The organism is Streptomyces sp. NPDC057694, from assembly GCF_042799415.1.
Classification (GTDB): domain Bacteria; phylum Actinomycetota; class Actinomycetes; order Streptomycetales; family Streptomycetaceae; genus Streptomyces.
Genome location: NZ_JBHVIX010000021.1, coordinates 44,415 through 70,763, shown reverse-complemented (window position 1 = coordinate 70,763; position 26,349 = coordinate 44,415). Strand labels below are relative to the sequence as shown.

Here is a 26,349-nt window from a genome sequence, read left to right as displayed (position 1 = left end):
CCCTGTGTAACCACCCCCCCCGATCGCCCCCCGAAAAGGCTCTTCCCTTGGAAAAAAAGCGGCTCCCCGACAAGGGGTTCCGGGTGCGGCCCGCCCGTAGGACCTCGTGGGGTCAGTTGTGGCTGTGCAGAACCTCGTTCAGGCCGCCCCACACCGCGTTGTTCGGGCGGGCCTCGACCGTGCCGGTGACCGAGTTGCGGCGGAAGAGGATGTTCGAGGCGCCGGAGAGGTCGCGGGCCTTGACGATCTCGCCGTCGGGCATCGTGACGCGGGTGCCCGCGGTGACGTAGAGACCGGCCTCGACGACGCACTCGTCGCCGAGCGCGATGCCGACGCCCGCCTCGGCGCCGACGAGGCAGCGCTCGCCGATGACGATGCGGACGTTGCCGCCGCCGGACAGGGTGCCCATGGTGGAGGCGCCGCCGCCGATGTCCGAGCCGTCGCCGACGACGACGCCCGCGGAGATGCGGCCCTCGACCATCGACGTGCCGAGCGTGCCGGCGTTGAAGTTCACGAAGCCCTCGTGCATGACCGTGGTGCCCTCGGCGAGGTGCGCGCCGAGGCGGACACGGTCGGCGTCGGCGATGCGCACGCCCTTGGGGGCGACGTAGTCGGTCATGCGCGGGAACTTGTCGATCGACGTGACCTGGAGGTGCAGGCCCTCGGCGCGGGCGTTCAGGCGCACCTTCTCGACGTCGTCGACGGCGACCGGGCCGAGCGAGGTCCAGGCGACGTTGGCGAGGAGACCGAACAGGCCGTCCAGGTTCTGGCCGTGCGGCTTGACCAGGCGGTGGCTGAGCAGGTGCAGACGCAGGTACGCGTCGTGCGCGTCGAGCGGCTTGTCGTCGAGGGAGCCGATGACCGTGCGCACGGCCACGACCTCGACGCCGCGGCGGGCGTCCGGGCCGATCGCCTTGGCGGCACCCTCGCCGAGCAGCTCGACGGCCTTGTCGGCGGAGAGCTTCTCGGTACCGGCCGGGCCGGGCTCGTCCGTCAGGGACGGCGCGGGGAACCAGGTGTCGAGAACGGTGCCGTCGGCGGTGACGGTGGCGAGGCCGGCGGCGACGGCGCCGGTGGAGCGGGAAGCAAGGGTCGTGTCGGTCATGGGCCCAACCTAATCGGCGGGCCCCTGTTCGAGCGAACCCGTGGGGGCGGCGTCTCAGGTGCCGGGCGCCGCCCCCGTCGTCGCCTGTCGGGGGCCGTCAGGGGCGATCAGGGGCGGTCGCCCTTGTGGTCGACGACCGCCGTGTCCAGGAGCGCGTTCTGGAACATGATGTCGCCGGCCTTCCACGGCCGGTCCGGTGTGTTGTCGTCCGGGCCGCCGGGGAAGTCGAAGGACTCCTTGTAGTCCTTGACGATCAGCCATCGGTCGCCGAGGTACTGGTAGGTGCGCGGGTCGATCAGGATCTCCCGGCGGACCTTCTGTCCCTTCTCGTCGTGTCCGACCGCGATGGCGTCCCGGCCGGCGGCGTCGTGCACCAGCCGTGGGGTGACCTCGGCGCCGGGGACCGCGGCCAGTGCCCGGTACAGCTTGGCGAGGGCCTTCGGCGGCATGGGCCTGGTCTCCAGGACGACGCTCATCGCCCGCATGTCGTGCTCGCCCTCGGACTCGGGGTTGTCCTTGCCCGAGGGGTAGTAGGCACGGATCTTCTTGAGGACGGCGTCCGGATCGCTCGGCAGTGCGTTCAGGAACTGGAGGCGTTCGCGCGGTGAGCGGTCGTCGCCCTCCTTGCCGTTCTCGAAGCGCGGGTCCGCGTACAGCGTCCAGGACTCCTGTGGGCCCGTCCTCGGCGAAGGCTGGGTATTGCTCTTGTCCTTGGGCCAGACTCCCGGGTCGCGGGAGAGCGTCTTCGTGTAGATCCACTGTCCGGCGTGCGGAGTGGCGGGCGGGTCGCCCTTCTCCATGGCGGTCGCGGCCCGCTCCAGCACCTCGCCGACGGAGCCCTCCACCCTCCGGGTGTCGGCGGGCGCCGACCGGTCGGCGCCGTCCCCGCCGATCCCGGTGGCCAGCACGGCGACCGCGGTCAGTGCGGCGGCCGCCCCGACCGCGGCGAGCCGCCAGTCGGCCCTGATCCGGCGCGCCCTGCCGTCCTGCGCGGCGCCGGTGAGCCGGGCCCGTCCTTCGGCGAGCCGACCCCGGTCGGGCGTCGGCGCCCCGGCCCGGAAGCCCCGTACGTCCTTCATCTCGTCCAGGTTCACGGCCGGACCACCTCCGCCATGTCACTCGTGAACGCCGGGTCCGCACCCAGCGCGGCCCGTACCTTCTTCCGGGCCCGGTTCAGCCGGGAACGCACGGTCCCGACGGGTATGCCGAGCGCCTCGGCGACGTCCTGGTAGGTCAGATCGGCCCAGGCCACGAGCAGCAGCACGTGCCGGTCGGCCGCGGACAGCGCGGCGAGCGCGTCGGCGAGCGGGGCCTGTGCGGCGACGCGGTCGGCGGTGTCCTCGACCCAGCCGGACGCGACCGGGTCCTGCCCGGTCCTGGCCAGCGCCCGCAGCCCGCGCACCTCCTTGCGCCGCTGCTTGCCGATGAGGTGCGCGGCGATCCCGTACAGCCACGGCCGGGCACCGGCCCGCGCGGTGTCGTACCGGGCGCGGATGCGGAACGCGGTCAGGAAGGTGTCGGCGGTGATGTCGTCGGCCGCCTGCTCGCCGAGCCGCCGGGCCGCGTACCGATGGATGTCGGGCGCGTACCGGTCGTAGAGCAGGGCGAACAGCTCGGGCTGCTCCAGGGATCTGGCGATGATCAGGCCGTCGTCGCCGCCGGGCCCGGTGTCGGGCCCGGCGGCGGGCCCCGGTGGTCCGCTCACGAATCCTCCGTCTGCGCGTGGGGGCCGAGTGGGCCCGGAAACACCCCCGTGCTCCCCCGGACCCGCTCGGCGTGTCAGCCTCTGTTCCCCGCAGGCCCGCGCAGAGTTCACGCTCCACAGGAATTTCTCAGGGAATCAGCCGGGCCAGCATCTCGCGGGCGTACGCGGCGTCGTACGCGCCGTCGGTGAGCAGCACTTGGAGCGAGATGCCGTCGAGCAGCGCGACGAGCGCCCGCGCGGTGACGGGGTCGGTCCGCTCGGCCAGCGCCTCGGCCAGTTCCTGGCACCATTCGGCGGCGACGGGCCGCAGCGCGGGGCGGCGCAGGGCCGCGAGATACAGCTCGTACTCCAGCTCGACGCCGACGCGCTCGCCCGCGAGCCATTCGCCGAGCAGCCCGGCCAGTTCACCGGCGAGGTCGAGCGTCGGGTCCTGGAAGGCGCCGCGCGCGGCGACGACCTTGGCGAAGCCCTCGTTGGCCTGCCGCAGCGCGGCCACCATCAGCTCGTCGAGGGTCTTGAAGTGGTACGTGGTCGAGCCCAGCGGCACATCGGCCTCGGCGGCGACGGTGCGATGGCTCAGCCCCGCGATCCCCTTGGCCCCGACGACCCGGATCGCGGCGTCGATGATCCGCTGGCGCCGCTCGGGGTCGTAGCGCCGCGCCGCCATCAGTGCGCCCCGCCGAGATTGAGCAGCACGACACCGCCGATGACGAGCACGACGCCCCCGACCTTGGCGAGGGTCAGCCCCTCACCGAGGAAGATCATGCCGATCGCGGCGATGACGGCGGTGCCCGTGCCGGCCCAGATCGCGTACGCGGTGCCGATCTGCACGGTCTTCAGGGTCTGGGCGAGCAGCGCGAACGCGATCACGTATCCGGAGACGGTGATCAGGGAGGGCCAGAGCCTGCTGAAACCCTCGCTGTACTTCATGGCCGTGGTGGCGGCCACCTCGGCGGCGATGGCGCCCGCCAGCAGAACGTATCCCATGTGTACGAGGGTACATATCGTTGCGTACGCCCGTACACAAAAAGCCTCTCCACCAACGGACGGGACTCAGCCGACGACCCTGAAATCGACGGCATTGGGCTCGCGCACCCGCACCGCCCGGTCCACGATCCGGCGCTTCGCGTACGCGGCGCGGCGCAGCCCGGCCACCTTCCGGTACCGGGCGAGGTCGGCCGGGGCGGGGCGCACGCAGCCGGCCAGGGGGTAGCCGTGGGCGGTGAGGCGGTCGCCGAGGACGGTGTCACAGAGCCGGATCTGCTCGGGCGTGAGGCGGGTCGTCCAGGTACCGGCCCGTGTCACGTCCAGCTCGCCGTGGGTGTGCGCGTGCCAGGTCTTGCGGGCGGGCACCGCTCTGCCGGCCATCCGGTACGGCTCGCTCATCCCGTGCGCGTACTCCTCGCCCAGGAAACCGCAGATGCCGCGCAGCTCGGTCTCCGGGTCGGCGACGAGGTCCTCGAACCGCACCTCGTGCCAGCGCGCGCTCCCGAGGGCGCCGCGCCACTTGTCGGCCCCGTCCATCACCTGCGCCCACGTCGCGACGGCCTCGTGGAATCCGCTGTGCCACCACGGCATCCGCAGCAGCGACCCGACGCAGTCCCGCCCGTCGCGGACGACGTGGACGAACTGCGCGTCGGGGAAGAGCCGCAGGATCTCCGGCACGTGCAGCGCGTACGCGGGCCGCTTGTCGCCCCAGCGCACCTTGCCCTGCTGCTCGGCGTAGGCCCGCAGCGCGATCCCGAGCGCCGAGCCGAGGGTGGGCGGTCCCTCGGTGATCTGCCGGACCACCGTCTCCTCGTCGAGGCCCAGCTCGAAGTAGCGGGTCTCGTCGCGCCCGGTGATCCAGCGGGCGAGGGCGGCCCGGTTGGTGCGCTGCGCCAGGTCCCCGAAGGCGAGCCGCCGCCGGTAGGCGGGCAGCACGAAGCGGGTCTCGGGCGGCAGCGCGATCCGTGGATGCGCGTGCAGCATCAGTTGCAGCAGGGTCGTGCCCGAACGGGGGCAGCCCACGACGAACAGGGGTCGCACAGGATCACAGACGCTCACCCGCCCACCGTCACGCGCGGCGCTGAGCGGGTCCTTGAAGCCGCCTGAGAATCCTGTACGAATCCGGGCCGGGTGCGACCGCGTACAACCGGGTGCGATCGGGTGTCTAGGACACCGTGAACCGGACCGTCCGCGACTTCTTCCACTCGTCGTGGTCGAGGTCCTTGGCCGCAGTGCCGTCGCCGTAAAGGTCGGCGTCGCCGTTGTCGGTGATCAGCTGGACGCTCTGGCCGGACGCCGTCAGGTCGGGGACCGAGACGACGGCCTCCCAGCCGCCCGGGTCGGTGGTGGGCAGGTCGCGGAGCTTGGTCGGTGCGTCACCCGCGACGCCGTCCCACTTGTAGAGCGCGTAGGGGTCGGAGTTGTCGTCGGCGGCCCAGCTGCCCGCGACGATCAGGTACTGGTTCGCGGAGTTCTTGCGGATGTCGCGGATCGACAGGCCGCCCAGGTTCAGCTCGATGGGCGTACCGAAGGCGGGCGTCGAGCCGCTCGCGACGACCTTGTCCATGTTGGTGACGGGCACGATGAGCGCCTTGCCGCCGGACGCCGGCGGGACGAGCGGGGCGCGGAAGCCGACGTACGCGGTGGTCGTCGAGCCGGGCGCGAACTCCAGGCCCTCGACGTTGAACCCGTCGATCTGCTTGGGCGCCTGGCCGTCCGCGGTGGCGTCCTTGAAGCCGTAGCGGTCGTCGTTGTCCTCGTCCCAGTCGACGAGCTGGTCGCGCAGCTTCTTGTAGGAGTGCGCGTAGGTCAGCTCGGTGGCGGCGCCGGAGCCGGTGACCGTCGTGGTGAAGACGGTGTTGCGGTCGGCCTTGTACTCGCCGTCCTTGTTGTTGCCGAGCGAGCCGGTCCAGTAGATGAGGTTGCCGACGCGAGTGGCGCCCTCGATGTCGATCTCCTTGTCGGCGCCGACCTTGGAGGACATGTCCCAGGTCTTCACGGGCGCGCCGGAGACCGCGCCGTTGTACAGGCGCAGCACGTTGGACTCGTCGTCCGCGACGACGACGTAGCCGCCGCCCGCGTCGACGGCGGCGGAGGCGTCGGACGACCCGGTGAAGTAGCGGGTGTCGGCCGGGCTCTGCACGGCCTGGGAGGCCGCGTAGTGCAGCTTGGTGGTGGCCGTGGCGCCGCCGGTGCCCGTCACCTTCAGCGTCAGGTCGGTGTAGCCCTGGGCGCGCGCGGCGACGGACACGGTGCGGGTCGCGCCGGTGCCGCTGACGGTGACGTCGCCGGTCTGGGCGACGGACGTCTTGCTGCTGGCCGACGCGGTCACAGTGAGGGCGGAGGCGTCGGTGCCGCTCTGGGCGACGGTCACGGTGACGGCCGGGTCGCCGCTCGCGCCGACGGCTCCGGAGAGGTAGGCGGTCGACAGCTTGATCGTCGGCGTACCGGCCGCGTGGGCCGGGAAGCTGACGACGGCGACGGTGAGCAGTCCGCCCGCGGCGGCGACGGCCGCGCGGCGCGCGATCCGAGAGGAGTGCGGCACTGTGGTCCTTTCATCGACGTGATGCCGTCGGAAGGCTCCGCTCCGTACCCCAACCCCCGGTGTCGATCACCCGTACGGCGTCGGAACAGCTGGGTCGGCAACAGCAAAGGACTGCGGATCGGCTGGGGTTGGATGCCGCCGTGGGGACGGTGCGCCCGCACCCGGCTCGAGACTTGCAGTGGAGCTTAGGCCCTGACCGGCACAGGGCACCGATCCAGCAGTCTGCACTCCAAGTCAACGACATCTGATGAACAATCACTCCATGCCAACGAGCGTGCCCTTGCCCCATCAGAGCGCACGGGAACAGTTCAGTTCTCTATTGCAGGAGACGCTGCGGGGATTGGGCCGCCCCACACTCATCAATATCGTCCAGGCGAGCCGCGTTCGCGGCACTCCCCACTTGAACAAGTCATCCGTCAGTGAGTGGCGTCGGGGAAAGAGCCTGCCGGAAACCCGGGATCTCCTCGAATCCCTGCTGCGCGCACTCGATCACATCGCCGGTACGCGAGGCTTGATGGACCGGGAACAGTGGCAGAGGATCCACGCTGCAGCGCTGAAAGAGTCCCGGAACTGTCCTTCGGAACCCGCATCGGTGAGGGACTGGACGGCGATGGAACTGGGCGTCCACAAAGCCCAGCTCCTGCCGAACGGCCCGGCTCTCACTCCGTACGTACGCCGAGATGTCGATGCCACGGTGGAACTGTCTCTGCGCCGGCTCTTGGGCGAAGGGGGCATGGTACTGCTCACGGGCGACTCAGCTGCCGGAAAGACCCGCACCGCTTACCGAGCGATGAAGACGGTTGCACCGGACTCCATGCTCCTGGCCCCGCAGCGCAGCGGCGATCTCGCCGATGCCGTCGACTCGGCCGTATCCATGGCTCAACGAGGAATGTCCTGCATCCTGTGGCTCAATGACGCGGAGCGCTTTCTGGGTACGCACGGACTGACCATGCAGCAGTTCAGACGTCTCCGCTCTGCCCGAGCAGTCGTGGTTGCCACACTGCGTGATGTTTTCCAACAGCAGCTCCTCACGGACAGTGTCGCAGCAGATATTTTGAATCTGGCCGACGAGATACACGTCGAGCGCCTGTGGTCGCCCGCAGAAATCTTGCGTGCCGCAGAGGTGGCCGAGTCTGCCCGTGACTCCCGACTGACAGAGGCATTTCAGGCCTCAAACGAGCATGGAATCGCCGAGTATTTGGCGGCAGGACCACAGCTGTGGCGAGAGCTGCAACAAGCATCTCGAGTCGAGGGAAATCCCCGCGGTGCCGCACTCGTGCACGCGGCCATCGACCTCGCTCGCGCTGGGATCAGTGGAGCGATCGCCCGCGAGGCCCTGGTCGATCTCCACGAACGGCTGCTTCCGGGCAGCAACGCGGCGCTCCTCACTCCCGAGTCACTCGATCGAGCCTGGTCGTGGGTCACAGAAGCGCGTTACGGAACGACACGACATCTGATTCCTGCCGGTGATGGCTGGCAGGCCTTCGACTACCTCGTGGACGCAGTGATGAGGGAGAAGGCGCCCGCTCCCTTGACGGAGGAGGTCTGGGACACGGCTCTCGCCCTCGCCGTTCAGAGCCATCAACGGCACGATGTAGCCCTCGCAGCGTTCGCAAACGACCGCTCCGATGTCGGGGAGCGCTCGCTGGGGCCACTGGCAGAGGCAGGGGACGTGGATGCCATGCGTTCTCTCGGCGTGCTGCACCGCAGAAGAGATCCCAAGCGCGCCAAGTCCTGGCTGAAGCGTGCCATCGCCGCCGGCGACACCGATTCCATGCGTCTACTCGGCAACCAGTACATATTTCAGAATCAACGAGGACGTGCCGAGAAGTGGTACCGCAAGGCCGCAAAAGCCGGAGATCCTGAATCCGAGGCTTATTTCAACGAACCGGGAATCTACCCTCAACCACGCAAGGAGCTGCCCGAAAAGGGCACCTCGCACCATCGCGAAGAATCTCCGGACGAAGAGGATGACGACAATCCGTGGCAGCCTTCGGCACGCACCCTCAAGGTCCTGGAAGCGGCCCTCGACATCGCCTGTGACATCACGTACGACGCGATCGAAGAGATCGGGGGGAAGGCGATTAAACCGAAGAAGCCCCGGCCGTTCATGCTCGGCGATCTGCCGTCCCAGACCTGGCGGCAAAGCCGCAGGTGGCGAAGGAAGTTCGCACGCTGCTACGACGATCTGGCCCAGGACATCCGAGCCGGCCGTCTACCCACTCCCACCTGCACAGGAGAGGAGATGGCACTGCACATGGCTCTCCAGAGCGCTTCCGCCATGACGCTGGACGAGAGGGACTTCGTAGACGAGCTGACCCTCGGTCTGCCCGAGTCCCCTGACGACTTCGACTGGGACGACTGTAAGGATCTTCTCTTCCAGGATCATGACGTGCTCTGGCTCTACTGGCCTTGGATGTCGGGCATCGAAGACCCGACCGACGCTGTCAACAGGTTCGCGCGCGTCGCCTACCTACGCCCGGAGGAATGGTTCGAACCGTTCCGCAAGGACAATGCCCGAACCCCCGACCGGGGTCATCGCCGCTGAGTCGATCCCCCTCTCTTCCGGTCCGGAATTCCGGACCCATACCCATGAGCTGGGCCTTCTCCTCCCCGACCGTGACTTGCCACTCTGCGGTCTCAACGGCAGGACTTCACTGAGGGGCACCGGGCGAGTGTCCGGAACCCTCATTGGAAGGCGGCACATGGACTCGCTGAGTGACCACATTCCCCTCGTTATCGCCCTGCTGGCTCTTGTGGCTCTGGTGCTCCTCGTGGCAACCCTGGTCACGCTGCGTGGGCTGCACGGCGAACACCGTATCGCCGTGTACCGGTCCTTCCTGCGCGCTCTGCGCAGGTAGGTAAGCAGTACCCGTGAGAGAGCACTGTGGGGTGCCACCGATGTCGGTGGCACCCCACAAAAGCGGTCAGCAGCGATGATCAGACGTTGAACCCGAGCGCGCGCAGCTGCTCGCGGCCGTCGTCCGTGATCTTGTCCGGGCCCCACGGCGGCATCCAGACCCAGTTGATCCGCAGCTCGTTGACGATGCCGTCGGTGGCGGACTTGGCCTGGTCCTCGATGACGTCGGTCAGCGGGCACGCGGCCGACGTCAGCGTCATGTCGATCGTCGCGATGTTCGCGTCGTCGATGTGGATGCCGTAGATCAGGCCCAGGTTGACGACGTCGATGCCCAGCTCGGGGTCGACGACGTCGTACAGCGCCTCGCGGACCTCCTCCTCGGAGGCCGGCTTCATCTCAACAGCGTTCTCGGTCATGCGGTCTTCGCCTCCTCCGCGAAGGCCTGGGCCGTCGCGTCCTTCCACGCCATCCAGCTGAGCAGCGCGCACTTGACTCGGGCCGGGTACTTGGAGACTCCGGCGAACGCGACCGCGTCCTCCAGCAGCTCCTCCATCGAGTCGTCCGGCTCGATCTGTCCCCGGGACTGCATCAGCTCCAGGAAGGTCTCCTGGATCTTCTGCGCGTCGCTGAGCTCCTTGCCGACGAGCAGGTCGTTCAGCACGGAGGCCGAGGCCTGGCTGATGGAGCAGCCCTGGCCCTCGTACGACACGTCCTCGATCTTCTGGCCGTCGTACTTCACACGGAGCGTGATCTCGTCCCCGCACGTCGGGTTGACGTGGTGCACCTCGGCGTCGCCGTCCCGCAAGCCACGCCCGTGGGGGTGCTTGTAGTGGTCCAGGATGACTTCCTGGTACATGGAATCCAGCTTCACAGTCCCTGTCCTCTACCCGAAGAAGTTCCGTACGTGCTCCAGGCCGTCGACCAGAGCGTCGATCTCGCCGGGCGTGGAGTACAGATAGAACGACGCTCGCGTGGTCGCAGGAATTCCGTACCGCAGGCAGACGGGCCGCGCGCAGTGGTGGCCGACGCGGACCGCGATGCCCTGCTCGTCGAGGACCTGGCCCACGTCGTGCGGGTGGATGTCGCCGAGCGTGAAGGAGATCGCGGCGCCCCGGTCCTCGGCCGTGGACGGGCCGATGATCTTCAGGTCCGGGACTTCCTGGAACCGCTTCACCGCGTACTCGGTGAGCGCCTGCTCGTGCCGCAGCACGTTCTCCATGCCGATCGCGTTCAGGTAGTCGATCGCCGCCCCGAGGCCGATGGCCTGCGAGATCGGCGGCGTACCCGCCTCGAACTTGTGCGGCGCCGGAGCGTACGTGGAGGAGTTCATCGAGACGGTCTCGATCATCTCGCCGCCACCGAGGAACGGCGGCAGGTCCTCAAGCAGCTCCTGGCGGCCCCAGAGGACGCCGATGCCGGTCGGGCCGCACATCTTGTGGCCGGTGAAGGCCACGAAGTCGGCCTGGAGCGCCTGCACGTCGAGCGGCATGTGCGGGGCGGCCTGCGAGGCGTCGATGAGGACCAGGGCGCCGACCTCCTGGGCGCGGCGCACGATGGCCTCGACCGGGTTGTGGGTGCCCAGGATGTTCGACACGAGCACGAAGGAGACGATCTTCGTCTTCTCGGTGATGACCTCGTTGATGTTCGACAGGTCGAGCCGGCCGTCGTCGGTCAGGCCGAACCACTTCAGCTTCGCGCCGGTGCGCTGCGAGAGCAGCTGCCACGGAACGATGTTGGAGTGGTGCTCCATCTCCGTGATGACGATCTCGGTCTCGTGGTCGACCTTGTACGGCTCGTCGGCCCAGCCGAGCATGTTGGCGACGAGATTGAGCGACTCCGAGGCGTTCTTCGTGAAGATGACCTCGTCGCGGCTCGGCGCGTTGATGAACGACGCGACCTTGTCGCGCGCGCCCTCGTACAGCGCCGTGGCCTCCTCGGCCAGCACGTGCACGCCGCGGTGGACGTTGGCGTTGTGCTGCTCGTAGTACTCGTTCAGGACGTCGAGTACCTGGCGCGGCGTCTGCGAGGTCGCCGCGTTGTCCAGGTACACGAGCTTCTTGCCGTCGTGGAGCACCCGGTCGAGGATCGGGAAGTCCTTGCGGATCGCCTCGGTGTCGAGGAGGCCCGGCAGCTGTGTCACGCGGATACGCCACCCTTCACGTACTTGTCGTAGCCCTCGGCCTCGAGCTGGTCGGCGAGCTCGGCGCCGCCGGACTCGACGATGCGGCCGTTCGCGAACACGTGCACGAAGTCGGGCTTGATGTAGCGCAGGATGCGCGTGTAGTGGGTCACCAGGAGGGTGCCGACCTCGCCGTTCTCACGGACGCGGTTGATGCCCTCGGAGACGATGCGCAGCGCGTCGACGTCCAGGCCGGAGTCGGTCTCGTCGAGGATCGCGATCTTCGGCTTGAGCAGCTCCAGCTGGAGGATCTCGTGGCGCTTCTTCTCGCCGCCGGAGAAGCCCTCGTTCACATTGCGCTCGGCGAAGGACGGGTCCATGGAGAGCTTCTCCATGGCCTCCTTGACCTCCTTCACCCAGGTGCGCAGCTTGGGGGCCTCGCCGCGCACGGCCGTGGCCGAGGTGCGCAGGAAGTTGGAGACGGAGACGCCGGGGACCTCGACCGGGTACTGCATGGCGAGGAAGAGGCCGGCGCGGGCGCGCTCGTCGACGGACATCTCCAGGACGTCCTCGCCGTCGAGCGTGACGGTGCCCGAGGTGATCGTGTACTTGGGGTGACCCGCCAGCGAGTAGGCGAGAGTCGACTTGCCGGAGCCGTTCGGGCCCATGATGGCGTGCGTCTCGCCCTGCTTCACGGTCAGGTCGACGCCCTTGAGGATCTCCTTCGTGGCGTTGTCCGCCTCGACGGTGACGTGCAGGTCCTTGATTTCAAGCGTTGCCATGGGTGCCTCAGGACTCCTGGGTGAGGGAGGCGCGTACGTCAACAAGGACGCTGCCCCCTTCGATCTGTACGGGGTAAACGGGAACGGGGCGCGTCGCGGGAAGGCCGGACGGCTTGCCGGTGCGGAGGTCGAACGCGGAGCCGTGCAGCCAGCACTCGATCTGGCAGTCCTCCACCTCGCCCTCGGAGAGCGAGACGTTCGCGTGCGAGCAGATGTCGTTGATCGCGAACACCTCGCCCTCGGTACGGACGACCGAGACCGGCGTGCCGTCGAGTTCCACCCGCTTCGGGGTGTCCTCCTCCAGCTCGCTCAGGTCACAGGCGCGGACGAAGGCCATCAGACGGTGGCCTCCAGCTCGGCCTCGATCTTCTCGAGGAGGCGCGACTCGATGTCGGCGACGCCGATCTGCTGGACCAGCTCGGCGAAGAAGCCGCGCACGACGAGGCGGCGGGCCTCGTCCGCGGGGATGCCGCGGGCCATCAGGTAGAACAGCTGCTCGTCGTCGAAGCGGCCGGTCGCGGAGGCGTGGCCGGCGCCGACGATCTCGCCGGTCTCGATCTCCAGGTTCGGCACGGAGTCGACGCGGGCGCCGTCGGTCAGAACCAGGTTCCGGTTCATCTCGTACGTGTCCGTGCCCTCGGCGGCGGCCTCGATGAGGACGTCACCGATCCACACGGCGTGCGCGCCGTCGCCCTGGAGCGCGCCCTTGTAGACGACGTTCGACTTGCAGTGCGGGGTGTTGTGGTCGACCAGGAGGCGGTGCTCCTGGTGCTGGCCGGCGTCGGTGAAGTAGAGGCCGAACAGCTCGGCCTCGCCGCCGGTGCCCGCGTAGTTGACGCGCGGGTTGAGCCGGACGACGTCACCGCCGAAGGTGACCACGACGGACTTGAAGGAGGCGTCGCGGCCGACGAGCGCGTTGTGCTGCGCCACGTGGACGGCCTTGTCGTCCCAGTCCTGGACGGAGACGACGGTCAGCTTCGCGCCGTCGCCGAGCAGGTAGTCGACGTTGGCCGCGAGGACCGCGTCACCGGTGTGGTCGATGACGACGACGGCCTCGGCGAAGGCGCCCAGCTCGATGACCTGGTGGCCGTAGGCGACACCGCCCTCGCCGTGCACCGCGATGCGGATCGGCTCGGTGAGGACCGTCTCCTTGGGCACGGAGACGACGGACGCCTTCTCGAAGACCGAGTACGCCTGCGCGGCGACGCGGTCGACGGGCTTGCCCGCCTTGCCGATACGGGCGTCGTCCCGGCCGACGGTCTCGACGGTGACGCCGGCCGGCGCCTCCACGTCGATCTTGACGCCGGTGCCGGTGGCGACGGCGGTGCCGTCGTGCAGACCGCGCAGCCGCTCCAGCGGCGTGAACCGCCACTCCTCCTCACGGCCGTGCGGGACCGGGAAGTCCTGCACGTCGAAGGACGGGGGCGCGCTCATGCGCGTGGCGACGGTCGACTCCGCGGCGACCGCGACGGTTCCCGCGGTGGTCGACCCGGCCGGGATGTTCTGAGCCTCAGCCATGGCTGTCGTGGTGCTCGCTTTCGTTACGTGAGTGTCGTGACGGGGAGGTCGGGCGGCGGTCAGCCGACCGATCCCTCCATCTGGAGCTCGATCAGCCGGTTGAGTTCGAGCGCGTACTCCATGGGCAGCTCCTTGGCGATCGGCTCGACGAAGCCGCGCACGATCATCGCCATGGCCTCGAACTCGCTCAGGCCGCGGCTCATCAGGTAGAAGAGCTGGTCCTCGGAGACCTTGGAGACGGTCGCCTCGTGGCCCATGGACACGTCGTCCTCGCGGACGTCGACATACGGGTACGTGTCGGAGCGCGAGATGGTGTCGACGAGCAGCGCGTCGCACAGCACGTTCGACTTCGATCCGGCGGCGCCCTCACCGATCTCGACGAGGCCGCGGTACGACGTACGACCGCCGCCGCGCGCCACCGACTTGGAGACGATGTTCGACGACGTGTTCGGCGCCATGTGGACCATCTTGGAGCCGGCGTCCTGGTGCTGGCCCTCGCCCGCGAAGGCGATGGACAGCGTCTCGCCCTTGGCGTGCTCGCCCATCAGGTAGACGGCCGGGTACTTCATGGTGACCTTGGAACCGATGTTGCCGTCGATCCACTCCATGGTCGCGCCCTCGTACGCCACGGCGCGCTTGGTGACCAGGTTGTAGACGTTGTTCGACCAGTTCTGGATGGTCGTGTAACGGCAGCGGGCGCCCTTCTTCACGATGATCTCGACGACCGCGGAGTGCAGCGAGTCGCTCTTGTAGATCGGCGCGGTGCAGCCCTCGACGTAGTGGACGTAGGCGTCCTCGTCGACGATGATCAGCGTCCGCTCGAACTGGCCCATGTTCTCCGTGTTGATACGGAAGTAGGCCTGGAGCGGGATCTCGACGTGCACGCCCTTCGGCACGTAGATGAAGGAGCCACCCGACCACACGGCGGTGTTCAGCGCGGCGAACTTGTTGTCGCCGACCGGGATGACGGTGCCGAAGTACTCCTTGAAGAGCTCCGGGTGCTCCTTGAGGGCGGTGTCGGTGTCGAGGAAGATGACGCCCTGCTCCTCCAGGTCCTCACGGATCTGGTGGTACACCACTTCGGACTCGTACTGGGCCGCGACACCGGCGACGAGGCGCTGCTTCTCCGCCTCGGGGATGCCGAGCTTGTCGTACGTGTTCTTGATGTCCTCGGGCAGGTCCTCCCAGGACTCCGCCTGCTTCTCCGTGGAGCGCACGAAGTACTTGATGTTGTCGAAGTCGATGCCGGAGAGGTCCGAGCCCCAGTTCGGCATGGGCTTCTTGCCGAAGAGCTTCAGGCCCTTGAGACGGAGATTGGTCATCCACTCCGGCTCGGACTTCTTCGCGGAGATGTCCTTGACGACGTCTTCGTTGATACCGCGCTTGGCAGAGGCGCCGGCCGCGTCGGAGTCCGCCCAGCCGTATTCGTACTTGCCCAGGCCCTCGAGCTCAGGGTGGGCAGTCTCCTCGATGGGGAGAGTCATGCGGGGTTCCTCCCGGCCGTGCTTGCAGATGCGTTGTGGTGGTTCTTGGGTGTGGTCTTGGGGATGTTCTTGGGAATGAACGTCGTGCAGACCCCGTCGCCGTGGGCGATGGTCGCCAGTCGCTGCACATGTGTGCCGAGCAGTTGGGAGAAGATTTCCGTCTCCGCCTCGCAAAGCTGCGGGAACTGCTCCGCCACATGGGCGACCGGGCAGTGGTGCTGGCAGAGCTGCTCACCCTGTTGCGGGAGGGGCGCGCTGCGCGCCGTAGCAGCGTACCCGTCCGCGCTCAGGGCCTTCGCCAGCGCTTCCGTGCGCTGCTCGGGCGGCGCGGCCTCCACGGCCGCGCGGTACGCCACGGCCTGGGCGGCGATCCTGGCTCGCGCGAAGGCGACGACCGCCTCGTCCCCCGCGGCACCGCCGCCGGCGCTCTCACGGATCCAGCGGAGCGCTTCCGCGGCGAGCTTGTCGTAGGACTGGTCGAAGGCGTCCCGGCCGCAGTCCGTCAGCGCGAACACCTTGGCGGGGCGGCCGCGGGTGCGGGCGCCGTAGACACGCTGCTCCCTGGGCTCCACCACGTCGTCGGCCACCAGGGCGTCGAGGTGACGGCGGACGGCGGCCTGGGTGAGACCGAGGCGTCCTGCCAGCTCGGCGACGGTGGACGGGCCGTGGTCCAGGATGGAGCGCGCGACCCGGTTGCGTGTCGATCGCTCCGAACGCTCACCGGTCGCGAACTCCTGCGGGGCCCCGATGGGGGCCTCCTGAGCCTCGCCGACGTTTTTCACAACGCCATTGTTGCGTAATTCCTCAGAGCCTGACAAGCGGCGAGGTGATCGCCGCGCGGTGCGGTGCATCACTTAGGTGAACCTAAGTAAGCACGTGGCGTGACCTGCGGAAACGATCTTTGATCGATCAGAATGCGCTGCCTCACTCCCGAAATCCCCTGGCGCGCCGGGGGGTCGCTCGCGGACACTGCCCACCATGTCCGCACCTCACCCGACCGGCCCGCTCGTCACCCGCGCCTCCCTCGCCACGGATCTGCGCGCACTCGGTGTCGAACCCGGCGAGACCCTTCTGGTGCACACCTCGCTCAGCAGCCTCGGCTGGGTCAACGGCGGCCCCGTCGCCGTCGTCCAAGCCCTGCGCGACGCCCTCGGCACGGACGGCACCCTCGCGGTGCCCACGCAGTCCGGCGACCTGACCGATCCCGCCGGCTGGGGCAATCCGCCGGTCCCCCGCGAGTGGTGGGAGACGGTCCGCGCCACGATGCCCGAGTACGACCCGGCGATCACTCCCAGCCGAGGCGTCGGGGTGCTCCCCGAGACCGTGCGCACCTGGCCCGGCGCCCTGCGCAGCGCCCACCCGCACACGTCCTTCGCCGCGCTGGGCCCGCGCGCGGCCCGGATCGTCGACGGTCACGCCCCCGACTGCCGCCTCGGCGAACGCAGCCCGCTCGCCCGTCTGGAGGAGCTGGGCGCGCGCGTGCTGCTCCTCGGCGCCGGCTACGACGCCTGCACGGGCTTCCACCTCGCCGAGTACCGCATCCCGTTCCACCTGGAGGACGCCGACCGACCGGGCCTCGCGGGCTGGCAGCCGGTCACCGAGGTGGCGATCGCCGCGGACCGCTTCGACGAACTCGGCGCGGACTTCGAACGCGACACCCCCGTCGTCCGTGGCCGGGTCGGCGCCGCTGAGACCCGCCTGTTCCCGCTGGCCGACGCGGTGGCCTACGCCCAGAAGTGGCTGCCCGCGCATCGGCCACATGACGTGTAGCCCCACCGCGGCCCCGGCACCACGCCACCCTGATCGGCACCTCGCTCCCCACCGACCGGCCTTTCCCAGCGGCTCCGTAGACTCGCCCGCATGAGTAAAGACCCCGTCGTGGAGGCCGTCGGCCTCGTCAAGCGGTACGGCGGCAAGACCGCCGTCGACGGCCTCGACCTCACGGTCGGCGCAGGCCTCGTCACCGCGGTCCTCGGCCCCAACGGCGCGGGCAAGACCACCACCATCGAGACCTGCGAGGGCTATCGCAGGCCGGACTCCGGCAGCGTCCGCGTCCTCGGTCTCGACCCGGTCCGGGAAGCGGCGAAGCTGCGTCCGCGGATCGGTGTGATGCTGCAGTCCGGCGGCGTCTACTCGGGCGCCCGCGCCGACGAGATGCTTCGTCACGTGGCGAAGCTGCACGCGCACCCCCTCGATGTGAACGCCCTCATCGAACGCCTGGGCCTCGGCAGTTGCGGACGCACCACCTACCGCCGGCTCTCCGGCGGCCAGCAGCAGCGCCTGGCACTCGCGATGGCCGTGGTCGGCCGACCCGAACTGGTCTTTCTCGACGAGCCCACCGCTGGCCTCGACCCGCAGGCACGCCGCGCCACCTGGGACCTGGTCCGCGATCTGCGCTCCGACGGCGTCTCGGTGATCCTGACCACGCACTACATGGACGAGGCCGAGCAGCTCTCCGACGACGTCGCGATCGTCGACGCGGGCAAGGTCATCGCGCACGGCTCCCCGGAGCAGCTGTGCCGCGGCGGCGCCGAGAACACGCTGCGCTTCAGCGGCCGCCCGGCTCTCGACGTCGGCTCCCTGCTGAAGGCCCTGCCCCCCGACTCCGCGGCCGCCGAGCTGACCCCCGGCTCCTACCGCGTGAGCGGCACGGTCGATCCGCAGCTCCTGGCGACGGTCACCTCCTGGTGCGCCCAGCACGGTGTGATGCCGGACAAGATCTCCGTCGAGCGGCACACCCTCGAAGACGTGTTCCTGGAACTGACCGGCAAGGAGCTGCGCGGATGAGCGCGGGTACGTACGCACCGAACCCGGGAGCCGCGCCGCTCCCCCGCATGATCGCCGCACAGACCGTGCTCGAGACGAAGATGCTGCTGCGCAACGGCGAGCAACTCCTTCTGACGGTCGTCATCCCCACCCTCCTGCTCGTCCTCTTCTCCGCGGTCGACATCGTGGACACGGGCTCCGGCAAGGCGGTCGACTTCCTCGCCCCCGGCATCCTCGCCCTGGCCGTGATGTCCACGGCCTTCACCGGGCAGGCCATCGCGACGGGCTTCGAGCGCCGGTACGGCGTGCTCAAGCGGCTGGGTGCCTCGCCTCTGCCGCGCTGGGCGCTGATGGCCGCCAAGACGCTCTCCGTGCTGGTCACGGAGGTGCTGCAGGTGCTCCTGCTGACGGTGATCGCCCTCGCGCTCGGCTGGTCGCCGCACGGGAACCCGCTCGCCGTCGTGGCTCTCCTCGTCCTCGGCACGGCGGCCTTCTCCGGGCTCGGTCTGCTGATGGCCGGCACGCTCAAGGCGGAGGCCACGCTCGCCGCCGCCAATCTCGTCTTCCTGCTGCTGCTCGTCGGCGGCGGCGTCATCGTGCCGCTCGACAAGTTCCCCGACGCGGCGCAGTCCGTGCTCGGCCTGCTGCCGATCTCGGCGCTCTCCGACGGTCTGCGGGACGTGCTCAAGGACGGGGCGTCGATGCCGTGGGGCGACCTCGGCATCCTCGCCGTGTGGGCGGTCGTGGGGCTCGGGGCGGCGGGTCGGTTCTTCCGCTGGGAGTGACGCGGTGGGCGGCCGGTATCGCTCGGCGTGACCCGACATGCCGCCAACGTGACGTAACTCCCGTCACAGATTCCGCAGTTACGTCCCCCTCGTGAAGCCGCGCACAAGCGGCCCCCTACGATGGGCCCGTGCCAAACCTGACCCGCGCCGACGCCGTACAGGCGGTGCGCAACCCGCTCGCCTTCATCGCCGACCGCTGGACCCCCAAGCGGCGGACCGTCCAGCGTGCGGCCCTCTCCGCCGTCGTCATGACGGTGGTCATCGTCGTCACCGGCGGCGCGGTGCGCCTGACCGGATCGGGGCTCGGCTGCCCGACCTGGCCCAAGTGCACCGACCAGTCGCTGACCGCGACGAGTGAGATGGGCTTCCACGGAGCCATCGAGTTCGGCAACCGCATGCTCACCTATGTGCTGTGTGCCGCGGTCGGCTGGGCGATCATCGCCGCCCGCTCGCAGAAGCCGTGGCGCCGGTCGCTGACCCGGCTCGGCTGGACGCAGTTCTGGGTCGTCATGGGCAATGCGGTGCTGGGCGGCATCGTCGTCCTGGTCGGCCTCAACCCGTACACGGTCGCGGCCCACTTCGTGCTGACCACCGCGCTCCTCACGGTCGCCGTGCTGACGTGGCAGCGCACCCGCGAGGGTGACTCGGCACCCCGTCCGCTGGTCGGCCAGGCCATCAAGCAGCTGGTCTGGTTCCTGGTCCTGGCGGCCGGTCTGCTCATCCTCGTAGGCACCGTGGTGACCGGTGCGGGTCCGCACGCCGGCGACTCCAGCGACGTCCCGCGGATGCCGCTGGACTGGGAGACCGTCAGCAAGCTGCACGCGGTGCTCGCCTGGATCGTGGTGACGCTGACCTTCGCCCTGTGGTTCGTCCTCAAGGCCGTCGACGCCCCCAAGGGTCCTCTGAACCGCACCCGCGACCTGTTCCTGATCCTCCTGGCGCAGGGCGTCATCGGCTACGTCCAGTACTTCACCGACCTCCCCGAGGTGCTGGTCGCCCTGCACATGCTGGGCTCGGCGCTGGTCTGGATCGGAGTCCTGCGGGTGGTGCTGTCGCTGCGCGAGCGCCCGGAGGCAACGGCGGACGTACCGGCCCAGACAGGCTCCGAGCTGTCGGCGGTCTGAGAGCCGCCGCTCAGCCTCCATCGAGGACCTCGGTGAGACGGGCCGCGTAGGCGCGCGGGTGTGTCGTGTTCCCGTTGTGCCCGCCGGGGAACTCCTCCGCCTCGACTCCCCGTATCCGGGCGAGCTCCACGGCGCACTGCCGGTCGAAGACCTCGGGAGCCGTGGCCCGTCCGACCGCCGGTACGATCCGCACGCCGGAGCGGGCGAGCAGGTCGACGTCCAGCTCCGCCTGGACGACCGCGGTGAACTCTCGCTCGATGAAGAATCCGAAGTTCGCCTCGCGCTGCGGGGTGAGCGGCATGGGCGTGAGGCCCGGCTCGGTCTCTTGGCGCACTGGGTCGATGCCGAGCACCCGCGCCATCTCCGGGAAGGCCGCCGGCAGCCCCCGCTCGCGGTGGAGCCGCTGCAGGGCGAGCAGTTCCCGCACCTGCGCGGACCTGCGGTCGGCGGGCAGCAGGGCGGGCGACACGGGCTCGTGCGCGACGAGTGCGGCCAGCTGCTCCGGATGCCGCAGGGCCAGGTGCAGCCCGATCGAGGCACCCATGCTGCAGCCCAGCATCAGCGCGGGCCGGTCGGTCAGCTCGGCCAGCAGCCGGTGCACGTCCTCCGCGTGCTGCGTCAGCCGCACACCCCTGTCCGGCGCCGCGAGTTCGCTGCGGGACAGACCCCTCCGGTCGTACGTCACCACGGTGTAGCGGTCGACGAGCCGGTCGACCAGATCGACGCTGCGACCGGCGTCCCCCTCTCCGCTCTGCGCGATGAGCAGCAGCGGGCCGCTCCCCCGCACCTCGTAGTACAGCTTGGCTCCGTCGACGGTGAGAAACATCGGATCCCCCAGGTGATGTCCGCGGATCGGCCCGTTCGCCGCCGCACACCCCCACCGTACTCCATCTATTTCGATGCATCAAGATAGATTCATCTGAATCGATGTAATGTTCGGGCATGAGCTCCGAGCCCGCAGCAACGCCCTCCCTCAGCCCCGTCGAGCTGTTCCTGCTCGGCCGCACGCTGATGAAGATCGGAGAGGAGGCGCTGCCCGAGCCGGCTCTCGGCTCAGGCCCGTTCCGCGGTGGCACCCGGGCCGTCCTGGTCGTGCTCAGCGACGTCTACGCCCACGACAACACGTCGGTCGGCGCCATCGCCGCGCGCACCGGCCTCCCCCAGAGCCAGGTCTCCGGAGCCGTCGCCCAGCTCAAGGAGACCGGCTCCGTGGAGACGGCGCCCGATCCCGACGACGGCAGGCGTCAGCTGATCCGGCAGGCGGCGGAGGTCTCCGGCCGGGTCGCCGAGGTCCGCGCCGCGGGGATCGACGAGGCGCTGGCCACCGCGCTCGGCACCGACGACCCAAAGCAGCTGCGCGAGGTCGGCGACGCGCTGGCCGTGCTCGCCCGGCACCTCACCCCGGAGTCGGTCAGCCGGCTGCGTCCGTAGCCCCGAGCCCGTACACCCGCCGCGCCGTCCCCGACGCGATCATCCCGGCGACCCGCTGCGCGTCGTGGAGCGACCACGCCCCGTCGGCCACCCACCCGCCGAGCACCCGCCCGAGCGCCTCACGGAACAGCCGGGCGCCGATCACATGCAGCTCGGGCAGGCCGCGTGCGCCGCTGGAGAAGAGGAGCTTGCCGAACGGGGCGAGTTCCAGGATCTCCGCCAGGACGGCTCCGGCCCGGGCCCCGGTGCGCGCGAGGGCCGGCCCGAGATCCGCGTAGACATGCGGGAAGATCCCCGCCAGATGGGCCGCGTGCCGGTGATATGGGTAGCCGTGCAGCAGCACGAGATCGGTGCCGAGACCCGCCGTGGCCCGCGCGAAGTCGGCGAGCAGCACCGGGTCCGTACGGTCGATGCGCAGTCCGGGTTCGCCGAGTCCGGCGTGCAACTGGAGGGGCCGCCCGGACGCGACCGCGATCCACAGCAGATGGCGCAGCAGCACCGGATCGGTCACCGGCCCGCCCACCGCCCGGCCCGCCAGCCAGCGCCCGGCCGCCCCGCGCACCTCGCCGGGCCCCGGCGGCTGCGGCGCGAGCGCGAGGCCGTGCCGCACCCCGGCGACCGAGGTGAACGCGACGGCGCCGACGGCCGCGGCATGCACCGACTCGGCGAGGTTCGCGAGGAAGGACTCGACGGTTCCGGAGGTGTCCGCGACCTGCTCGGCCAGTAGTTCGAGACGGACGATCTCGTGGGCCTCGGCCTCCGCGGCCGACGCCATCTCTCCTGGGCCCGTCAGATCGTCGGGCAGGCCCGTGTCCATGAGGTACGTGGTGATGCCGCTGCCGCGCAGCAGCCGCCGACCCGCTTCCAGGACGCCGAGTTCGCGGCGCCTGGCCAGATAGCGGGCGGGCTGGCAGTGGGGTTCCAGACCGAGCAGGGGCGGGCACCAGCGGCGTACCGCGAAACCGGTCTGGGTGTCGAAGAACGTGGTGCCGGGTGCGGGCGGCCCCTCGCCCCGGCCGAGGTGGGCCTCGAACGTGCCGAGGCCCAGCTCCGTACGCAGCACCCCGTGGCAGTACTGGTCCACGAGGGACGGCGTTTCGATCATCCGGGGCTCCCCGTATATGGACCGTGCTCCTACAGTCCTAACGGGTGACAGGCCACCTGGTGTTGCTCAACCTCGCGTCGCACACCTGCACCCATGGCCGCCGAAATGCCCGGGTCAGCCGCCGAGCTGGATGCCCGCCATGCGCTTCCACTCGTACGGGCCGGTCTCGACCTTGGCCGCGAAGTCGCCGTCGAAGTCCTCGTGGAGGGTGATCCCGGCCTTCTCGACGGCCTTCTGGGCGATCTCGTACGTCCGCGCGACCAGGTCGCCCCAGCCGCCGTCCTCGCCGACGAGCACGATGCGGGTCCCGCGCTCGCCGATGTACGCGAGCTGCCCCTCGGCGCCGCCGTGGGCCTTGGCGAACACGCCGATCTGCCGGGCCAGCTTGGCCGCCCGGCGCTCGTCCTTCGTCGCCCGGCCGGGTGCCTCAACCTCTTGAGTCTCTGCCATGGACAGGATGCTACCGACGAGTAGGGAAACAAGCGATGGGTGGGGTGCGTGGCCTGGGCCACGCACCCCACCCATCGGAAGAGTGTCAGCGCGCGATCAGCGCAGGAACGGGTCCACCGCGACCGCCACGAACAGCAGCGACACGTAGGTGATGGACCAGTGGAACAGGCGCATCTCCTTGAGCTTGCCGCCCGAGACCTCGGCCTTGGCCCGGTTCTGCAGACCGTGCGCCTCCCACAGCCAGAACCCGCCCGCGAGCAGCGCGACCACGGTGTAGAACCAGCCGGTGTAGCCGAGCGGCGTCAGCAGCAGCGAGACCGCGACCATCACCCAGCTGTAGATGACGATCTGCTTCGCCACCACCTTGTTGGAGGCGATGACCGGGAGCATCGGGACGCCCACGCGCGCGTAGTCGTCCTTCACCTTCATGGACAGCGGCCAGTAGTGCGGCGGCGTCCAGAAGAACATCACCAGGAAGAGGATGACCGGCGCCCACGACATCGAGTCGGTCACCGAGGACCAGCCGATGAGCACGGGCAGACAGCCGGCGATGCCGCCCCACACGATGTTCTGCGACGTCCGCCGCTTCAGGATCATCGTGTAGACGACTACATAGAAGAGCAGTGCGCCGAGCGACAGCCAGGCCGACAGCCAGTTGACCGCGAACCCGAACAGCAGTGTGGAGATCACCGCGAGAGAGACACCGAAGACGAGGCACTCGTTCGGACTCACCATTCCGGTGACCAGTGGCCGCTGCGACGTGCGCTCCATAAGGGCGTCGATATCGCGGTCGTACCACATGTTCAGCGCGTTGGCGCCGCCCGCCGACAGGTAGCCGCCGAGGCAGGTGACGAGCACCAGCTTCAGATTCGGCACACCCTGTTCGGCGAGGAACATCACCGGAACCGTGGTGATGAGCAGCAGCTCGATGATCCGTGGCTTGGTCAGCGCCACGAACGCCTTGACTCGGGCCCCGAACGGCCGCTGGCTCCGGTTGCTGCTGCTCGTCAGCGCTCCCGCTGGACGGGATTCGACGGCCGTCACGCACACCCCTGACAGAGACTCCAGCGAGCCGCCGAAGAAGACCACTTGATGTGAAGTCCCGGTAAAGGCTCGCGCGTACCACGCCACTGTAGACGTTGCCTATACCTCGCCCTTCGTGGGGGTGGGGTCGTGTTGGGCCGCATGCCGCGAAGGACGCAACGCACGCACCCGCGGCACGCACGCCGTCCGTTTCGCCCCGGTCCGCGGGGGCACTCCAGATGAGCTTTCACGCCCCCGGATGAGCCCACGGATGAGCGGCTCCGTATTCACGTGACGAACGGCCCCGATCCCTGTCAGGAGGCGGATTCAGCGGAGTCCCGGCAGTCTGGAATGAGTCGAGAAGATGCACGTTCCAGCACAGGTAGGCTCGACAGCGGCCGGTGAGACCGACATCACCGGCATTAGCCATGTGGAGAGGAGCCCTGACTCAGGGTGAGTACCAAGCCGACCACCACAGACCTCGAGTGGACCGATGTGGACCAGCGGGCGGTGGACACCGCCCGGGTCCTGGCCGCCGATGCCGTACAGAAGGTCGGAAACGGCCATCCCGGTACGGCGATGAGCCTGGCCCCGGTCGCGTACACCCTCTTCCAGAAGGTGATGCGGCACGACCCGGCGGACGCCGACTGGGTCGGGCGCGACCGTTTCGTGCTGTCCGCGGGCCACTCGTCCCTGACCCTCTACGTTCAGCTCTACCTGGCCGGTTTCGGCCTTGAGCTGGACGACCTGAAGGCGTTCCGCACCTGGGGCTCCAAGACCCCCGGGCACCCGGAGTACGGCCACACCACGGGCGTGGAGACCACCACCGGCCCGCTCGGCCAGGGTGTCGCCAACGCGGTGGGCATGGCGATGGCCGCCCGCTACGAGCGCGGCCTGTTCGACCCGGAGGCCGCCCCCGGCGCCTCCCCGTTCGACCACTTCATCTACGCCATCGCCGGTGACGGCTGCCTCCAGGAGGGCATCTCCTCCGAGGCGTCGTCGATGGCCGGGCACCAGAAGCTCGGCAACCTGGTCCTGCTGTGGGACGACAACCACATCTCGATCGAGGGCGACACCGAGACGGCCGTCTCCGAGGACACCTGCAAGCGCTACGAGGCGTACGGCTGGCACGTCCAGCGCGTGGCCCCGAAGCCGGACGGCGACCTCGACCACGAGGCGATCTACAACGCCATCGAGGCCGCCAAGAAGGTGACGGACAAGCCGTCCTTCATCGCGATGCGCTCGATCATCGCCTGGCCTGCCCCGAACGCGCAGAACACCGAGGCCGCCCACGGCTCGGCGCTCGGCGCCGACGAGGTGGCCGCGACCAAGCGCGTCCTCGGCTTCGACCCGGAGAAGTCCTTCGACGTCTCCGACGAGGTCATCGGTCACACCCGCAAGGCCCTCGACCGCGGCGCCGACGCCAAGGCCGAATGGGAGAAGTCGTTCCAGGAGTGGCGCACCGCCAACCCGGAGCGCGCCGCCGAGTTCGACCGCATCAACGCGGGCGAGCTGCCGGCCGGCTGGGAGAAGAGCATCCCCGTCTTCGAGACGGGCAAGGGTGTGGCCACGCGTGCCGCGTCCGGCAAGGTCCTCGAGGCCCTGGGCCCGATCGTCCCCGAGCTGTGGGGCGGCTCCGCCGACCTCGCGGGCTCGAACAACACGACGATCGACAAGACGTCGTCGTTCCTCCCGGTCGGCAACCCGCTGCCGGGGGCGAACCCCTACGGCCGCACCGTCCACTTCGGTATCCGCGAGCACTCCATGGCCGCGGAGATGAACGGCATCGCGCTGCACGGCCACACCCGCATCTACGGCGGCACCTTCCTGGTGTTCTCCGACTACATGCGCAACGCCGTCCGGCTGTCGGCCCTGATGCACCTGCCCGTCACGTACGTGTGGACGCACGACTCCGTCGGTCTCGGCGAGGACGGCCCGACGCACCAGCCGGTCGAGCACCTCGCCTCGCTGCGCGCCATCCCCGGTCTGCACGTGGTCCGCCCCGCGGACGCCAACGAGACGGCCATCGCCTGGCGCGAGATCCTCAAGCGCGGCAAGAAGGACTACGGCAAGAGCGCCCCGCACGGTCTGTCCCTGACCCGTCAGGGCGTGCCGACGTACGAGCCGAACGAGGACACCGTCAAGGGCGGCTACGTGCTCGCCGAGGCCTCCAAGGCGACGCCCGACCTGATCCTGATCGCCACCGGTTCCGAGGTGCAGCTGGCCGTCGAGGCCCGCGAGACGCTGGAGGCCGAGGGCGTCGCCACCCGCGTCGTGTCGATGCCGTGTGTCGAGTGGTTCGAGGAGCAGGACCAGGGGTACCGGGACAGCGTTCTGCCGTCCGCCGTGAAGGCCCGGGTCTCGGTCGAGGCCGGTATCGGTCTGACGTGGCACAAGTACGTCGGTGACGCGGGCCGCATCGTCTCGCTGGAGCACTTCGGTGCCTCCGCCGACGGCAAGGTCCTCTTCAAGGAGTTCGGTTTCACCGCCGAGAACGTGGTGGCCAAGGCCCGGGAATCTCTCGCCGCGGCCCAGCGCTGACGCCCGTACACGACACGTA

Annotated in this window: 27 protein-coding genes; 8 read left to right on the top strand and 19 right to left on the bottom strand. The window is 69.4% G+C overall.

What is annotated here, in order from left to right; all coding sequences use genetic code 11:
* Window positions 1–112: 112 nt before the first annotated feature.
* The 7 genes from dapD to ACFVDP_RS33125 all read right to left on the bottom strand — a co-directional run bounded on the left by dapD (window position 113) and on the right by ACFVDP_RS33125 (window position 6,342).
* Window positions 113–1,105 carry a 2,3,4,5-tetrahydropyridine-2,6-dicarboxylate N-succinyltransferase gene (gene dapD / locus ACFVDP_RS33155; protein ID WP_383497869.1) on the bottom strand — a complete coding sequence of 331 codons (993 nt, stop codon included), beginning with the start codon at window positions 1,103–1,105 and terminating at the stop codon, window positions 113–115.
* Window positions 1,106–1,212: 107 nt separating this feature from the next.
* Complete coding sequence (locus tag ACFVDP_RS33150) at window positions 1,213–2,199, bottom strand: CU044_5270 family protein (protein ID WP_383497867.1); 987 nt, start codon at window positions 2,197–2,199, stop codon at window positions 1,213–1,215.
* Complete coding sequence (locus tag ACFVDP_RS33145; protein WP_383497865.1) at window positions 2,196–2,810, bottom strand: RNA polymerase sigma factor; 615 nt, start codon at window positions 2,808–2,810, stop codon at window positions 2,196–2,198. Before ACFVDP_RS33145 ends, ACFVDP_RS33150 begins: the two co-directional genes overlap by 4 nt.
* A 127-nt stretch (window positions 2,811–2,937) precedes the next feature.
* On the bottom strand, window positions 2,938–3,477 hold the full coding sequence (locus ACFVDP_RS33140; protein ID WP_383497863.1) for a TetR/AcrR family transcriptional regulator: 540 nt from the start codon (window positions 3,475–3,477) through the stop codon (window positions 2,938–2,940).
* The gene (locus tag ACFVDP_RS33135) at window positions 3,477–3,797 is read right to left on the bottom strand and encodes a DMT family transporter (RefSeq protein WP_383497861.1); all 321 of its coding nucleotides are present in this window, start codon (window positions 3,795–3,797) and stop codon (window positions 3,477–3,479) included. The genes ACFVDP_RS33140 and ACFVDP_RS33135 overlap by 1 nt, the downstream gene beginning before the upstream one ends.
* 66 nt (window positions 3,798–3,863) lie before the next feature.
* Window positions 3,864–4,838, bottom strand: coding sequence for a sulfotransferase family protein (locus ACFVDP_RS33130; RefSeq protein ID WP_383497859.1), 975 nt, complete (start codon window positions 4,836–4,838; stop codon window positions 3,864–3,866).
* Between the two features lie 124 nt (window positions 4,839–4,962).
* A complete protein-coding gene (locus ACFVDP_RS33125; protein ID WP_383497857.1) occupies window positions 4,963–6,342 on the bottom strand; it encodes a hypothetical protein in 1,380 nt (459 codons plus the stop codon).
* A 262-nt stretch (window positions 6,343–6,604) separates the two neighbouring features.
* Here ACFVDP_RS33125 and ACFVDP_RS33120 point away from each other — a divergent pair, with 262 nt between their 5' ends.
* Both ACFVDP_RS33120 and ACFVDP_RS33115 read left to right on the top strand, forming a co-directional pair.
* On the top strand, window positions 6,605–8,890 hold the full coding sequence (locus tag ACFVDP_RS33120; RefSeq protein ID WP_383497855.1) for a tetratricopeptide repeat protein: 2,286 nt from the start codon (window positions 6,605–6,607) through the stop codon (window positions 8,888–8,890).
* 157 nt (window positions 8,891–9,047) lie between these two features.
* Entirely contained in the window at window positions 9,048–9,203 is a 156-nt protein-coding gene (locus tag ACFVDP_RS33115; RefSeq protein WP_383497853.1) for a hypothetical protein, read from the top strand.
* 79 nt (window positions 9,204–9,282) lie between these two features.
* Here the strand turns inward: ACFVDP_RS33115 and ACFVDP_RS33110 are convergent, their stop codons facing one another.
* Genes ACFVDP_RS33110 through ACFVDP_RS33075 form a run of 8 tightly spaced genes read right to left on the bottom strand, consistent with a single transcriptional unit; the run spans window position 9,283 to window position 15,887 of the window.
* A complete protein-coding gene (locus ACFVDP_RS33110) occupies window positions 9,283–9,618 on the bottom strand; it encodes a metal-sulfur cluster assembly factor (protein ID WP_018533312.1) in 336 nt (111 codons plus the stop codon).
* A complete protein-coding gene (gene sufU / locus ACFVDP_RS33105; RefSeq protein ID WP_383497851.1) occupies window positions 9,615–10,073 on the bottom strand; it encodes a Fe-S cluster assembly sulfur transfer protein SufU in 459 nt (152 codons plus the stop codon). The genes ACFVDP_RS33110 and sufU overlap by 4 nt, the downstream gene beginning before the upstream one ends.
* Window positions 10,074–10,085: 12 nt before the next feature.
* Complete coding sequence (locus ACFVDP_RS33100; protein WP_383497849.1) at window positions 10,086–11,342, bottom strand: cysteine desulfurase; 1,257 nt, start codon at window positions 11,340–11,342, stop codon at window positions 10,086–10,088.
* Window positions 11,339–12,103: a Fe-S cluster assembly ATPase SufC gene (gene sufC / locus ACFVDP_RS33095; protein ID WP_111666940.1), complete on the bottom strand. Its 765-nt coding sequence runs from the start codon at window positions 12,101–12,103 to the stop codon at window positions 11,339–11,341. Before sufC ends, ACFVDP_RS33100 begins: the two co-directional genes overlap by 4 nt.
* A 7-nt stretch (window positions 12,104–12,110) precedes the next feature.
* Window positions 12,111–12,440 carry a bifunctional 3-phenylpropionate/cinnamic acid dioxygenase ferredoxin subunit gene (locus ACFVDP_RS33090; RefSeq protein ID WP_111666939.1) on the bottom strand — a complete coding sequence of 110 codons (330 nt, stop codon included), beginning with the start codon at window positions 12,438–12,440 and terminating at the stop codon, window positions 12,111–12,113.
* The gene (sufD, locus tag ACFVDP_RS33085) at window positions 12,440–13,621 is read right to left on the bottom strand and encodes a Fe-S cluster assembly protein SufD (RefSeq protein WP_383497846.1); all 1,182 of its coding nucleotides are present in this window, start codon (window positions 13,619–13,621) and stop codon (window positions 12,440–12,442) included. The genes ACFVDP_RS33090 and sufD overlap by 1 nt, the downstream gene beginning before the upstream one ends.
* Before the next feature lie 59 nt (window positions 13,622–13,680).
* Window positions 13,681–15,105, bottom strand: a complete 1,425-nt coding sequence (gene sufB / locus ACFVDP_RS33080; protein WP_383497844.1) for a Fe-S cluster assembly protein SufB — start codon at window positions 15,103–15,105, stop codon at window positions 13,681–13,683.
* Window positions 15,102–15,887, bottom strand: coding sequence for a helix-turn-helix transcriptional regulator (locus ACFVDP_RS33075; protein ID WP_383497842.1), 786 nt, complete (start codon window positions 15,885–15,887; stop codon window positions 15,102–15,104). Before ACFVDP_RS33075 ends, sufB begins: the two co-directional genes overlap by 4 nt.
* Window positions 15,888–16,083: 196 nt before the next feature.
* On the opposite strand from ACFVDP_RS33075, the gene ACFVDP_RS33070 reads away from it, so the two are divergent.
* The 4 genes from ACFVDP_RS33070 (at window position 16,084) to ACFVDP_RS33055 (ending at window position 19,780) form a co-directional block, all read left to right on the top strand.
* Window positions 16,084–16,875 carry an aminoglycoside N(3)-acetyltransferase gene (locus tag ACFVDP_RS33070; protein ID WP_383497840.1) on the top strand — a complete coding sequence of 264 codons (792 nt, stop codon included), beginning with the start codon at window positions 16,084–16,086 and terminating at the stop codon, window positions 16,873–16,875.
* A gap of 90 nt (window positions 16,876–16,965) precedes the next feature.
* On the top strand, window positions 16,966–17,892 hold the full coding sequence (locus ACFVDP_RS33065) for an ABC transporter ATP-binding protein (RefSeq protein WP_383497838.1): 927 nt from the start codon (window positions 16,966–16,968) through the stop codon (window positions 17,890–17,892).
* On the top strand, window positions 17,889–18,656 hold the full coding sequence (locus ACFVDP_RS33060) for an ABC transporter permease (protein ID WP_383497836.1): 768 nt from the start codon (window positions 17,889–17,891) through the stop codon (window positions 18,654–18,656). Before ACFVDP_RS33065 ends, ACFVDP_RS33060 begins: the two co-directional genes overlap by 4 nt.
* A 128-nt stretch (window positions 18,657–18,784) precedes the next feature.
* Window positions 18,785–19,780, top strand: a complete 996-nt coding sequence (locus tag ACFVDP_RS33055; RefSeq protein ID WP_383497834.1) for a heme A synthase — start codon at window positions 18,785–18,787, stop codon at window positions 19,778–19,780.
* A 10-nt stretch (window positions 19,781–19,790) separates the two neighbouring features.
* Here ACFVDP_RS33055 and ACFVDP_RS33050 read toward each other — a convergent pair whose 3' ends face one another.
* Window positions 19,791–20,606: an alpha/beta fold hydrolase gene (locus ACFVDP_RS33050; protein ID WP_383497832.1), complete on the bottom strand. Its 816-nt coding sequence runs from the start codon at window positions 20,604–20,606 to the stop codon at window positions 19,791–19,793.
* 116 nt (window positions 20,607–20,722) lie between these two features.
* Here ACFVDP_RS33050 and ACFVDP_RS33045 point away from each other — a divergent pair, with 116 nt between their 5' ends.
* On the top strand, window positions 20,723–21,211 hold the full coding sequence (locus ACFVDP_RS33045; RefSeq protein ID WP_383497830.1) for a MarR family winged helix-turn-helix transcriptional regulator: 489 nt from the start codon (window positions 20,723–20,725) through the stop codon (window positions 21,209–21,211).
* Here ACFVDP_RS33045 and ACFVDP_RS33040 read toward each other — a convergent pair.
* The 3 genes from ACFVDP_RS33040 to ACFVDP_RS33030 form a co-directional block, all read right to left on the bottom strand.
* The gene (locus tag ACFVDP_RS33040; RefSeq protein ID WP_383497828.1) at window positions 21,192–22,316 is read right to left on the bottom strand and encodes an amidohydrolase family protein; all 1,125 of its coding nucleotides are present in this window, start codon (window positions 22,314–22,316) and stop codon (window positions 21,192–21,194) included. The genes ACFVDP_RS33045 and ACFVDP_RS33040 overlap by 20 nt on opposite strands.
* Window positions 22,317–22,430: 114 nt before the next feature.
* The gene (locus tag ACFVDP_RS33035) at window positions 22,431–22,766 is read right to left on the bottom strand and encodes a hypothetical protein (protein WP_383497826.1); all 336 of its coding nucleotides are present in this window, start codon (window positions 22,764–22,766) and stop codon (window positions 22,431–22,433) included.
* 96 nt (window positions 22,767–22,862) lie between these two features.
* Window positions 22,863–23,777, bottom strand: a complete 915-nt coding sequence (locus ACFVDP_RS33030) for a heme o synthase (protein WP_383498012.1) — start codon at window positions 23,775–23,777, stop codon at window positions 22,863–22,865.
* A 465-nt stretch (window positions 23,778–24,242) separates the two neighbouring features.
* Here ACFVDP_RS33030 and tkt point away from each other — a divergent pair, with 465 nt between their 5' ends.
* Window positions 24,243–26,330: a transketolase gene (tkt, locus tag ACFVDP_RS33025; protein WP_383497824.1), complete on the top strand. Its 2,088-nt coding sequence runs from the start codon at window positions 24,243–24,245 to the stop codon at window positions 26,328–26,330.
* The last annotated feature ends 19 nt before the right edge of the window (window positions 26,331–26,349 follow it).